We start from the raw sequence: 12579 nt of genomic DNA, 5'->3' as shown, positions 1-12579 counted from the left end.
CCTGCGGCGCTAGGCTGCGGGAGTTGCCATCACTGCCGGGAGAGCCCCATGCGTGTGCGTGTATTGCCAGTTGCGTTGTTGAGTCTGATGGTTGCGGCCAGTGTGTCGGCGCAGACCTCGCCGATGACCCCGGACATTCCCGCCAAGGGCTTCGTGACGCCCACGGCGCAGGACAACTACGACAAGCGCGTGGTGATGGTGCCGATGCGTGACGGAACGAAACTCTACACGGTGATCGTGGTGCCCAAGGGCGCCAGGAACGCGCCGATCCTGCTGACCCGTACCCCGTACGATGCCGCCAACCGTGCCAAGCGCATGGATTCGCCGAACATGCGCGACATCCTGCCGCAGGGGGATGAGGTGTTCGTTGATGGCGGTTACATCCGGGTGTTCCAGGACATCCGCGGCAAGTACGGCTCCGAGGGCGATTATGTGATGACCCGGCCGCTGCGCGGGCCGCTCAACACCACGAAGGTGGACCACGCGACCGACGCATGGGACACCATCGATTGGCTGGTCAAGCATGTGCCCGAAAGCAACGGCAAGGTCGGCATGCTGGGCTCGTCCTATGAGGGTTTCACCGTGGTGATGGCGCTGACCAACCCGCACCCGGCATTGAAGGTGGCCGCGCCGCAGAGCCCGATGATCGATGGCTGGATGGGCGATGACTGGCTCAACTACGGTGCGTTCCGGCAGGTCAATTTCGGCTATTTCACCGGTCAGCTGGCCAAGCGCGGCAAGGGGCCGTCGATTCCCAGCGTGGGCTACGACGACTACACGACCTTCCTGCGCGCCGGCTCGGCCGGGGACTACGCCAAGGCCAATGGCCTGGATCAGTTGCCGTGGTGGCACAAGCTGATCGAACACCCCAGCTACGACGCGTTCTGGCAGGAGCAGGCGCTGGACGCGCGCATGGCCAAGACCGAGTTGAAGGTACCCACCATGTGGCTGCAGGGGCTGTGGGACCAGGAAGACATGTGGGGCGCGGTGCACAGCTATGCGACGATGGAGCCGCGTGACACCGGCAACACACTGAACTATCTGGTGATGGGGCCGTGGCGGCACAGCCAGGTCAACTACGACGGCAGCAGCCTGGGCGCCTTGAAGTTCGACGGCGACACCGCGCTGCAGTTCCGCCGCGATGTGCTCAAGCCGTTCTTCGATCAGTACCTCGTGGATGGCGCGCCCAAGGCGCAGACGCCGCCGGTACTGATCTACAACACCGGCGAAAACCAGTGGGACAAGCTGCAGCAGTGGCCGCGCAGCGTGGCCCAATCCAGGCCGCTGTATCTGCGCGCGGGCGGCAAGCTGTCCTTCGAAGCACCGCAGGCGGGAGAGGCGACGTTCGAGGCGTATGTGTCCGATCCAGCCAAGCCGGTGCCGTTCGTGTCGCGCCCGGTGCGGTTCGCTGACCGCGATATGTGGACGAGCTGGTTGGTGAAGGATCAGCGCTTCGTGGACGGCCGGCCGGACGTGCTGACCTTCGTCAGTGAGCCCTTGACCGAGCCGCTGCGGATCGGTGGTGCGCCGCAGGTCAATCTGCAGGCGGCGACGAGTGGCAGCGACAGCGACTGGGTGGTGAAGCTGATCGATGTGTATCCCGACCAGACGCCGTCGACGCCCGAGATGGGCGGGTACGAGCTGTCGGTCTCGATGGCGATCTTCCGTGGCCGGTACCGCGAGAGCTTCAGCGACCCGAAGGCGATCGCGGGCAACCAGGTGCTGGACTATAGATTCGGCCTGCCAACGGCGAACCATGTGTTCCAGCCGGGCCATCGGGTGATGGTGCAGGTCCAGTCGAGCCTGTTCCCGCTGTATGACCGCAATCCGCAGACGTTCGTGCCGAATATCTACCTGGCCAAGCCGGGCGATTACCAGAAGGCGACGCAGCAGATCTGGCACGCGCCGCAGCAGGCCAGTTTCATTTCATTGCCGGTGTACTGAGCGGACACAGCCTGCTTTCCCTCGCGGCTGCGCTGGCACGCCGCGTGCGGGGCCGCTCCGGTTGCATTGCATCGTCCGTGGACAGGCGGTAGCGTGCAGCTCCGCTTTTCCTGATATGACCGATGAAAAGGATGTTCGTGGTCGGCGCGCTGATGTCGCTGGCAGGCGGCGCGCCCGCGCAGTCGTTCACCGTGCTGGGCAACAGTTTCGGCGCCGAGGCGCTGGTGTCCGTCGATGGCCGTCTGCTGGTGCCCCCCAACGGTGCGCGCATGCATCGGCTGTCCGCCGACCGCTGGATGCGCGCGCAGGGCCCCACTACGCCGCAGCAGTGGTACGACGATGCAGGACGCCTGCTGCGCGAGGACCGCGGCTACACCGAGTACCACGAACGGTTCGTGCTGCGGCAGGCCCCACCCGGTGATCCTGTGTGGGAGGCGTTCATCCAGGCGGATGGTGAGGCGGTCGGTGGCCGGGGTGTGGTGGATGCGCTGGGGCAGGTGCGCCTGCCGGCACTGAAGGATGGCGAATGGCTGCCGTTGGCGGTGCCCGATCGCGTGCTGTGGAACGCGCGCAGTGGTCCGCTGCGTTTCCATGACCTGCAAGGGCGCCCGGTCATGGAACTGGACGAGCGACAGGTCCAGTGGGTGGCCGGGCCCTTCGCCGGCCGCCACGTGTATGTTGCTTGCAGTGTCCAGGTGCCTGAGCACTGCGAGGTGCGGGATGAAAACGGCACGACGGTGTTTTCCGATGACATCGACGCGCTGTTGCCGGTTAGCGACGGTGGCTGGTGGCTGCGTCAGGGCGAGCTGTGGCGGCGGGTGGATGCACAGGGCAGGGCGACGGACATCGCCCGCTATCGGCAGGATGGCCTGTATCCCCGCTACCGAAAGTACGGCGGTACCGCAGGCCGGCGCGACTGGCCCGAGCAGGTCTATCGGCACGCTACCGGCAGCGCCGACGACACGCCTGAGCCCGGCTGGCTGATGGCCGACGGACACTTTGCCGCGCAGCGTGGCACCGTCCGCCTGGACTACTGCGGTGGCCGCTGGCAGGTGCTGGACAAGGAGGGCGCCCACCCGCCCACCGCCGCCCCGGCCGCGCTGGCAGCGGTGCTCGACGAACCCGATGCCGAACAGCGGCAGGCACCGCCGTGGCGCGTGCGCCATCCCACCCAGACCGAGACCGCAGCGGTGCTGGACTGCCATGGCGAGGTCGTGTTCGCGCCTTCAGACGTGACCCGGTTCGACGCCGTCGGCACTGGATTGCTCGGCAGGTTTGGCAGCGAATCCTCACCGCGCCTGTGGTGGGATGGACGCACGGCCTACATGGTGCCTGCCGACATGGCCATCGACGAAAACCACGTCACTCCGCCGTTGCTGTTGCTCCGGGATCAGGCCGCCGGCGTCAAGCACCTGTACAACCTCGAGCGTGGCCGTATCGTGGGTCGTCCCGTCGACGATGTGGTGCGCATGGACGGTAGCCGGGTGGTATTCCGCCGGGACGGAAAGCTGGGCATGATGCTGGCCGATGGCAGCGAACCGGCGCCGCCGGAGAGCTTCGATATCCTGCCCTGGGGCGCGGACCGCACCTGGACGCGCCGCTATCTGGACGGGGGCGATGAGGAACTGGTCCTGCTGGATGCCAACCATCAGGTGCTGCTGCGACGACGCCTGCTGTTCAGCGGCGTGGAACTGCAGTCCACCTGGCAAGGGGACGTGGAGAGTCAGCCGCTGACGCTGTTGAATCTCGGCACCATGCGCTTTGCCGAGGGTGAGTACTTCGTCCAGCAATGGCTGGATCGCGACGGACAGGTGCTGCTCAGTGACATCAGCTGTCCGGCACCCGGCAATGGCCCGCCCTCGAAGGGGAAGGGCATCCTGCTCGGGCGCGGGTGGCGCGTGGACAGTGTGCCCACGCGCCCCTGCACGCTGCCCCGGGCGCTGCTGCCGGTGCTTGCCGGCGGCGATGTGACCGATGCGATGCGCGACCGGTGACCGCGCGCGGATCAGCCTGAAACGCTGGGGTAGTCGGTATAGCCGTGCGCACCGCCGCCGTACAGCGTGTCCTGGTCCAGGTCGGACAGCGCTACGCCGAGACGGAAGCGTTCGACCAGATCCGGGTTGGCGATGAAGGGGCGGCCGAACGCGATCATGTCGGCATAGCCCGACGCCACGGCCGCTTCCGCGCGTGCCTGGTCATAGCCGTTGTTGGCGATCCAGGCCCCCTTGAACTTGGCGCGCAGGGCGGCGTAGTCGAAGGCGATGTTGTCACGCGGGCCACCGGTCGCCCCTTCGATCACATGGATGAAGGCCAGCGGGCCGATGGCATCCAGGCGTTCGACGGCGCGTTCGAACAGCGGCTGCGGGTTGGAATCGGCAGCGTCGTTGGCCGGTGTCACCGGCGACAGGCGCACACCGGTGCGGTCGGCGCCGATTTCCGAGACGATCGCGCGGACCACTTCCTCCAGCAGACGGGTGCGGTTCTCGATGCTGCCACCGTAGTCGTCGGTGCGCTGGTTACTGCCATCGCGGAGGAACTGATCGATCAGGTAGCCGTTGGCGGCATGCACTTCCACGCCATCGAAGCCGGCGGTGATCGCGTTGCGCGCGGCCTGGCGGAAGTCCTGGATCAGGCCGGGAATCTCATCCAGGCGCAGGGCGCGGGGCTCGGAGACATCTTCAAAGCCCTCGGCGGTGAAGGTCTTGGCATTGGCGCGCAGTGCACTCGGTGCCACCGGGACTTCGCCCTCCGGCAGAAGGCTGGTATGCGAGATACGGCCGACATGCCACAACTGCAGCACGATCTTTCCGCCGCGCGCGTGGACGGCATCGGTAACTTTTTTCCAGGCGTCGATCTGGGCCTGGCTGTAGATGCCGGGCGTGTCGAGATAGCCCTGGCCCATCGGGCTGATCTGGGTGGCCTCGGCGATGATCAGGCCGGCGCTGGCGCGCTGCTCGTAGTACTGGATGGCGAGCGGATTGGGGATGCGGTCGCGGATCGCGCGGTTGCGTGTCAGCGGTGCCATCGCGACGCGGTTGGCGACGTCGATGGCCCCCAGACGGGTGGGGGAGAACAACTGGCCGTCATTGGAGTCTGTCATGGGTTTACCTTGGGGGAGGGCGACCGCCATCGGCCGCTGAAAGAAGGGAGGCAGGCGTACGACCCCGAGCATAGGCGCAGGTGCGTTGCAGCGATGGGAAGGATTGTTGCGGAGCACGCTGTGCACGTTCTGTAACGTTTTCGCGGCGTATGGTCGAGGCATGGGCAGGCACTGCCCGCAGCCTTATTCCAACCCGAGGAACAACGCGATGATTGATTATCAACTCAAGGGAAAGGTCGCCATTGTCACCGGCGGCGTCTCCGGCATCGGCCTGGCCGTGGCCGAACTGCTGGCCGATTCCGGCGCGGCGGTGGCGGTGTGGGACCTCAAGGCCGATGCCGTGGAGAAGACTGCCGAGGCGCTGCGCAGGAAAGGCGTGAAGTCGATCGGCATCGCCTTGAACGTCACCGACGAGAGCGCCGTTGAAGCGGCCGTGAAGCAGACCGTCGAGGAACTCGGCGGGCTGGATATCGCAGTGAACAACGCGGGTATCGGCGGGCCGTCGGCGGCCAGCGGCGACTACCCGGTGGACGGCTGGAAGAACGTCATCGACGTCAATCTCAACAGCGTGTTCCTGTGCCAGCGGGCGCAGATCCAGGCGATGCGCAGCGCGGGCAACGGCGGCAGCATCATCAATATGGCCTCGATTCTGGGCCAGGTGGGGTTCGGCAACTCCTCCGCCTACGCGGCTGCCAAGCACGGTGTGGTCGGGCTGACCCAGACGGCCGCGTGGGAACACGCCGCAGACAAGATCCGCATCAACGCCGTGGGCCCCGGTTTCATCGCCACGCCGTTGCTCGACAAGATGGACCCGAAGGTGAAGCAGGCGCTGGAGAGCAAGCACGCGCTCGGCCGGCTCGGCACGCCGGAGGAAGTCGCTGGGCTGGTGGCCTGGCTGGCCAGTGCGGACGCCAGCTTTGCGACCGGCACGTACTACGCCATCGATGGCGGGTACCTGGCGCAGTAAGCCCCGCGACGGCAGGCTCACCGGGGCCTGCCGTTGGCTTCACGGTCCTCAGACGCCCTTGTCTGCGACGCTCCGTCCATTGCCGGATGAGAGGTGCAGATGGGACTGGAACAAGATCTATCAATCCTGCTGCGGATCGCCGTGGCAATGCTGCTCGGCGCCACGCTTGGGATCGAGCGGGAGATGGGCAAGCATGCGGCCGGGCTGCGCACGCACATGCTGATCGCCGGTGCTGCCGCCCTCATTGTCGGGCTGGGTGACAGCATTGCCGAGCACTTCCAGGAAGAGCGCTACCGCGACCTGCTGCAGGTCGATCCGGTCCGTCTCATCGAAGCCGTGGTGGCCTGCGTCGGCTTTGTCGCCGCCGGTACGATCCTGCGCGGTTCGCGCGACGATCAGGTCAGCGGCCTGACCACCGCCAGCTCACTGATCATGGCCGCGGCGATCGGTATCGCGGTCGGCATCGGTGAGTACGTGATCGCTATCGGGGTGAGTGTGTTGTGCCTGATCGTGCTGGTGGTGTTCAGCCGTATCGCTAAAAAACTGGAGTCGTCATGAGCAGTGAACGTCCCTTCGAGATCCAGCGCATCGACCATGTGGTGCTGCGCGTGCAGGATCTCCCACGCGCGGTGCGCTTTTACTGCGACGTCCTCGGCTGCACGGTCGCCCGCGAGCGGCCCTCGTTGGGCATGGTGCATCTGCATGCCGGCGAATCGCTGATCGATCTGATCAGTGTCGACGGCCCGCTGGGGCGCGAAGGTGGCGCAGCACCTGGGCGGGAAGGGCGCAATGTCGAGCATGTCTGCCTGCGCGTGGAGCCGTTCGACGCCGAACAGGTGCGCGCGCATCTGCAGGGGCTGAACGTGGTCCTGAGTGGACCGGCCGAGCGCAACTACGGCGCGGAGGGTGACGGTCTGTCGCTGCGCCTGCGCGATCCGGATGGCAACTCGGTCGAGCTCAAAGGCCGCTCGAACGACTGCGGCTGCTAAGTGGTACTACCAATAGGCGGGCCTAGACCTATGGTCTAATAGGCTCGCCTTGCGTTTGGCGTTTCAATGCGGGCAGTTTCAACGACTGACATGAGTATTGGTACTACCAATGGTCGTCGTTGAGCGTTCTTGGTTCGCGCGGTGCTGACCGCGCGGACCCCTGTCCGTCTTGATGAGATCCGCCGATGCAGGCCTGGCAACAACTGTATGACCCCGCTGGCAACCTCTGGCTGTCGAGCCTGATCGCGCTGCTGCCGATCGCCTTCTTCTTCGTCGCGCTGGCCGTGCTGCGCATGAAGGGGTGGCTGGCCGGCACGATCACCGTGGCGATCGCGTTGGCGGTCGCCCTGCTGTTCTACCGGATGCCGCTGTCGCAGGCATTCGCGGCGGCCGGGTATGGCTTCGTCTATGGCCTGTGGCCGATTGCCTGGATCATTCTCGGCGCGGTGTTCCTGTACAAGGTCTCGGTCAAGACCGGCCAGTTCGACATCATCCGCGCCTCGATCCTCTCGGTCACCGAAGACCAGCGGCTGCAGATGCTGATGGTCGGCTTCGCGTTCGGCGCGTTCCTGGAAGGGGCGGCCGGCTTCGGTGCGCCGGTGGCGATCACCGCCGCGCTGCTGGTCGGGTTGGGCTTCAAGCCGCTGTATGCGGCCGGCCTGTGCCTGATCGTCAACACCGCGCCGGTGGCGTTCGGCGCGATGGGCATTCCGATCATCGTGGCCGGGCAGGTGACCGGACTGGACGCCTTCGAGATCGGCCAGATGGCCGGGCGCCAGCTGCCGTTCCTGACCCTCATCGTGCTGTTCTGGATCATGGCGATCATGGATGGCTGGCGCGGTGTCAAGGAAACCTGGCCGGCGGTGCTGGTGGCCGGCGGTTCGTTCGCAATCGCCCAGTACCTGACCTCCAACTTCATCGGCCCCGAGCTGCCGGACATCACCGCCTCGCTGACCTCGCTGGTGTGCCTGACCCTGTTCCTGCGCAGGTGGAAGCCGGTGCGGATCTTCCGCTTCGATACCCAAACCAGCGCCGAAGCCGCGGCACAGGCTCTGGAAGCGCCGCGGCATTCCACCGGCCAGATCGTCAAGGCGTGGTCGCCGTTCCTGATCCTGACCGCCATGGTCACGATCTGGAGCATCCCGCCATTCAAAGCGCTGTTCGCCGCCGGTGGCGCGCTGGAGCACTGGGTGCTGAAGATTCCGGTGCCGTCGCTGGATCAGCTGGTACAGAAGATGCCGCCGATCGTGCCGGTGCCGACCGGGTACGAGGCGATCTACAGGTTCGATGCGGTCTCGGCGACCGGCACGGCGATCATGCTGGGCGCGGTCATCGCGATCGTGCTGCTGAAGATGCGCCCGGCCGCGGCGCTGCGCACCTTCGCTGAAACCGCCAATGAACTCAAGGTCCCGATCTACTCCATCGGCATGGTGCTGGCCTTTGCCTTCATCGCCAACTACTCCGGGCTGTCGGCGACGCTGGCACTGGCCCTGGCGCACACCGGCAAGGCCTTCACCTTCTTCTCGCCGTTCCTGGGCTGGCTGGGCGTGTTCCTGACCGGGTCGGACACCTCGTCCAATGCGCTGTTCTCGGCGCTGCAGGCGACCACGGCCCAGCAGATCGGCGTGTCCGAAGTGCTGCTGGTCGCGGCCAACACCACCGGCGGGGTCACCGGCAAGATGATCTCGCCGCAGTCGATCGCGATTGCCTGCGCGGCGGTCGGCCTGGCCGGCAGGGAATCGGACCTGTTCCGCTTCACGGTCAAGCACAGCCTGATCTTCACCGTGATGGTCGGCATCCTCACCACGGTGCAGGCCTACTGGCTGACCTGGATGATTCCCTGAGCCCATGCGCGGCAGTCCGGCTACTGGCATCGACCCCATCGCCCGCCACGCGGGCGACAATGGCGGCATGAAGAACGAACGCCTGTCCGACAAGGTGGCCGCGCAGCTGCGTGGCCTGATCCGTGAGCAGAACCTGCAGCCGGGCGACCGGTTGCCGGCCGAGCGGCCACTGGCGGTGCAGCTGGGGGTCTCGCGCACCGCGCTGCGCGAAGCGATCGCGCAGCTGGCCAGCCAGGGCCTGCTGAGTGCACGGGTCGGCGGCGGTACCTACGTGAGCGAGCCGGCGGCCCGCGCCCGCCAGACCATCGATGAGCCGTTGATGCCGTACCTGCCGCTGTTCCAGGGTGACCCGGAATACCGCTTCGATGTGCTGGAGATCCGCCATGCACTGGAAGGGGCGACCGCCTGGCATGCGGCCTTGCGCGCCACCGACGAGGACCGCGCGAAGATCCGCCAGGCCTTCGACACCATGATGGCCGCGCACGGCAAGGACGACCCCGCCGGTGAGGCACGGGCCGATGCAGCCTTCCACCTGGCCATCGCCGAGGCCTCGCACAACCTGGTGCTGCTGCAGGTCATGCGCGGCCTGTTCGAACTGCTGCAGACCAACATCTCGCAGAGCCGCGAGAAGCTCTATACCTCGGCCCGCACCTTTGAGCCGCTGTCGGTCCAGCACCGCGAGATGATGGAGGGGGTGCTCTCCGGCGACCCCGAACGCGCGCGTGCCGCCGCGCACGCGCACCTGGAATTCGTGCACACGTCCCTGCGCACGCTCGACGACAACGAAGCCCGGCGCGCCCGCGCGTCGCGGCTTCCTTCTTCCCACGGTTGACCCATGATCATCTCCGCCTCCACCGATTACCGCGCAGCGGCGCAACGCCGCCTGCCGCCGTTCCTGTTCCACTACATCGATGGCGGCGCGTATGCCGAGCACACCCTGAAACGCAATGTCGCGGATCTGTCGGACATCGCGCTGCGCCAGCGCATCCTGCGCAACATGTCCGATCTGAGCCTGGAAACGACGCTGTTCGGCGAACGCCTGGCGATGCCGGTGGCGTTGGCGCCGGTCGGGCTGACCGGCATGTACGCGCGCCGCGGTGAAGTGCAGGCGGCGCGGGCGGCGGCGAGCCGGGGGATTCCGTTCACGCTGTCCACCGTCTCGGTCTGCCCGATCGAGGAAGTGGCGCCAGCGATCGACCGGCCGATGTGGTTCCAGCTGTATGTGCTCAAGGACCGCGGCTTCATGCGCAATGCGCTGGAGCGGGCCAAGGCGGCCGGCGTGACCACGCTGGTGTTCACCGTGGACATGCCGACGCCGGGCGCACGTTACCGCGATGCGCATTCGGGCATGAGTGGCCCGAACGCGCCGGCGCGGCGCATGCTGCAGGCGATGACCCACCCGCGCTGGGCGTGGGACGTCGGCCTGTTCGGCCGCCCGCATGACCTGGGCAACATCTCCACCTACCGTGGCAGCCCGACCGGCTTGGCCGATTACATCGGCTGGCTGGGCAACAACTTCGATCCGTCCATTTCGTGGAAGGACCTGGAATGGATCCGCGAGTTCTGGACCGGCCCGATGGTGATCAAGGGCATCCTCGATCCGGACGATGCGCGCGATGCCGTGCGGTTCGGCGCCGACGGCATCGTGGTCTCCAACCACGGCGGTCGCCAGCTGGACGGGGTGCTGTCCACCGCGCGGGCGCTGCCAGCGATCGCCGATGCGGTCAAGGGAGAGCTGAAGATCCTGGCTGACTCCGGCATCCGCAACGGCCTGGACGTGGTCCGCATGATTGCCCTCGGCGCAGACAGCGTGCTGCTTGGCCGGGCGTTCGTGTATGCGCTCGCGGCGCAGGGCGAGGCCGGCGTGGCCAACCTGTTGGACCTGATGGCCAAGGAAATGCGCGTGGCGATGACGCTCACCGGCGCCAGGACCATCGCCGATATCAGTGCCGATTCGCTGGTGGACGCCACGCGTCGCCTCGCGGCGGCGCCATGAACGCCCCATCCCAGGGCACGGCAGCGCTGCTGGCGCAGCTGCGCGCGATCGTCGGCGATGCACACGTGCTGTGCGGCGACAAGCCGACCCGGCGCTTCCGCAAGGGCTACCGTTTCGGCGATGGCCCCGTGCTGGCGGTGGTCCGCCCGGGCACGCTGCTGGAACAGTGGCGCGCCCTGCAGGCCATCGTGGCGGCCAACGCGATCGTAATCATGCAGGCGGCCAACACCGGCCTCACCGGCGGTTCCACGCCGGATGGTGCCGACTATGACCGCCCGGTGGTCATCCTCAACACGCTGCGCCTGACCGGCGTGCAGCTGATCAACGCGGGCCGCCAGGTGGTCTGCCTGCCCGGGGCGACGTTGGACCGGCTGGAGAAGGAACTGGCGCCGCTGGGCCGCGAACCGCACTCGGTGATCGGCTCGTCGTGCATCGGTGCCTCGGTGCTGGGCGGGGTCTGCAACAACTCCGGCGGCTCGCTGGTGCGGCGCGGCCCGGCTTATACCGAGATGGCGTTGTTCGCCCAGGTCGATGCCCACGGCCAGCTGCAGCTGGTCAATCATCTCGGCATCGCGCTGGGCGACACCCCCGAGCAGATCCTGGAGCGGCTGCAGCGCGGCGACTACGTGCCGGCCGACGTGGACAACGGCAACGACCGCGCCGCCTCCGACCCGCGGTATGCCGAGCAGGTGCGCCAGGTCGATGCGGCCACGCCGGCCCGCTACAACGCCGATCCTTCCCGCCACTACGAGGCCTCCGGCTCGGCCGGCAAGCTGGCGGTGTTCGCGGTGCGGCTGGATACCTTCGCGCGCGAGCCGGCTGAGGTGTTCTACATCGGCAGCAACGCGATGGAGGATCTGACCGCGATCCGCCGCCATCTGCTGACCGCGTTCGAACGCCTGCCGATCTCCGGCGAGTACCTGCACCGCGAGGCGTATGACATCGGCGAGCGCTATGGCAAGGACACCTTCCTGCTCATCGATCGCTTCGGTACGGCCCGGGTGCCGGCCGCGTTCGCGCTGAAAAGCCGCGTCGATGGCTGGTTCGAAAGCCTGGGCCTGCGCGGGGTCACCGACCGGGTGATCCAGTGGGCGATGCGCTGCCTGCCGCGCCATCTGCCCACGCGCATGGGCCAGTTCCGTGACCGCTACGAGCACCATCTGCTGCTCAAGGTCTCGGCGGAGGATGCCGCCGCAACCGGAACCTTCCTGCGCACTCACTTCGCTGATGGCGAGGGCGACTTCTTCCAGTGCACGGCCGAGGAGGGGCGCAAGGCGTTCCTGCATCGCTTCGCCGTGGCCGGCGCGGCCGTGCGTTATCGCGAAGTGCACCGCGGCGAGGTCGCAGACATCGTGGCCCTGGACGTGGCACTGCGACGCGACGACCGCCAGTGGGTGGAACACCTGCCGGCGGAACTCGACGCACGCCTGGCTGGCAAACTGTATTACGGGCACTTCCTGTGCCATGTGTTCCATCAGGACTACATCGTGCGCAAGGGCGAGGATCCGCTAGCCATCGAGCACGCGATGTGGACGCTGCTGGATGCACGCGGTGCCGAGTATCCAGCCGAACACAACGTCGGCCATCTATATCCGGCCAAGCCGCCGCTGGCGGCGTTCTATCAGCAGCTGGATCCGAGCAATACGTTCAATCCGGGCATCGGCCAGACCGCGAAGACGCGCGGATGGGGCAGCTGCGACTGCACCACCCACGGGTAGAGCCACCCCATGGGTGGCTGT

10 protein-coding genes are annotated in these 12579 nt (G+C 66.9%); 9 read left to right on the top strand and 1 reads right to left on the bottom strand.

Going from position 1 to position 12579, the window contains the following annotated elements; translation table 11 throughout:
- Positions 1-48 precede the first annotated feature (48 nt).
- Positions 49-1944, top strand: coding sequence for a CocE/NonD family hydrolase (locus ABE422_RS02990; protein WP_346482432.1), 1896 nt, complete (start codon positions 49-51; stop codon positions 1942-1944).
- A 122-nt stretch (positions 1945-2066) separates the two neighbouring features.
- A complete protein-coding gene (locus tag ABE422_RS02985; RefSeq protein WP_346482431.1) occupies positions 2067-3938 on the top strand; it encodes a hypothetical protein in 1872 nt (623 codons plus the stop codon).
- A gap of 11 nt (positions 3939-3949) precedes the next feature.
- On the opposite strand, the gene ABE422_RS02980 is transcribed toward ABE422_RS02985, so the two are convergent.
- The gene (locus ABE422_RS02980) at positions 3950-5044 is read right to left on the bottom strand and encodes an alkene reductase (protein WP_313218592.1); all 1095 of its coding nucleotides are present in this window, start codon (positions 5042-5044) and stop codon (positions 3950-3952) included.
- A 208-nt stretch (positions 5045-5252) separates the two neighbouring features.
- On the opposite strand from ABE422_RS02980, the gene ABE422_RS02975 reads away from it, so the two are divergent.
- The 7 genes from ABE422_RS02975 to dld all read left to right on the top strand — a co-directional run bounded on the left by ABE422_RS02975 (position 5253) and on the right by dld (position 12558).
- Positions 5253-6011, top strand: a complete 759-nt coding sequence (locus ABE422_RS02975; RefSeq protein WP_313218590.1) for an SDR family NAD(P)-dependent oxidoreductase — start codon at positions 5253-5255, stop codon at positions 6009-6011.
- A 99-nt stretch (positions 6012-6110) separates the two neighbouring features.
- Positions 6111-6569 (top strand): MgtC/SapB family protein, encoded by a 459-nt coding sequence (locus tag ABE422_RS02970; protein WP_313211440.1) that lies wholly within the window; start codon positions 6111-6113, stop codon positions 6567-6569.
- The gene (locus ABE422_RS02965) at positions 6566-7000 is read left to right on the top strand and encodes a VOC family protein (RefSeq protein ID WP_313211439.1); all 435 of its coding nucleotides are present in this window, start codon (positions 6566-6568) and stop codon (positions 6998-7000) included. Before ABE422_RS02970 ends, ABE422_RS02965 begins: the two co-directional genes overlap by 4 nt.
- Before the next feature lie 185 nt (positions 7001-7185).
- Positions 7186-8844: an L-lactate permease gene (lldP, locus tag ABE422_RS02960; protein ID WP_313211438.1), complete on the top strand. Its 1659-nt coding sequence runs from the start codon at positions 7186-7188 to the stop codon at positions 8842-8844.
- Positions 8845-8911: 67 nt separating this feature from the next.
- Entirely contained in the window at positions 8912-9676 is a 765-nt protein-coding gene (gene lldR, locus ABE422_RS02955) for a transcriptional regulator LldR (protein WP_313211437.1), read from the top strand.
- Between the two features lie 3 nt (positions 9677-9679).
- A complete protein-coding gene (gene lldD / locus ABE422_RS02950; protein WP_313218585.1) occupies positions 9680-10840 on the top strand; it encodes an FMN-dependent L-lactate dehydrogenase LldD in 1161 nt (386 codons plus the stop codon).
- Complete coding sequence (dld, locus tag ABE422_RS02945; protein WP_313218584.1) at positions 10837-12558, top strand: D-lactate dehydrogenase; 1722 nt, start codon at positions 10837-10839, stop codon at positions 12556-12558. Before lldD ends, dld begins: the two co-directional genes overlap by 4 nt.
- Positions 12559-12579 lie beyond the last annotated feature (21 nt).

The organism is Stenotrophomonas sp. TWI1151, from assembly GCF_039673135.1.
Classification (GTDB): Bacteria; Pseudomonadota; Gammaproteobacteria; order Xanthomonadales; family Xanthomonadaceae; genus Stenotrophomonas.
This window is presented reverse-complemented; position numbering and strand designations above follow the sequence as displayed.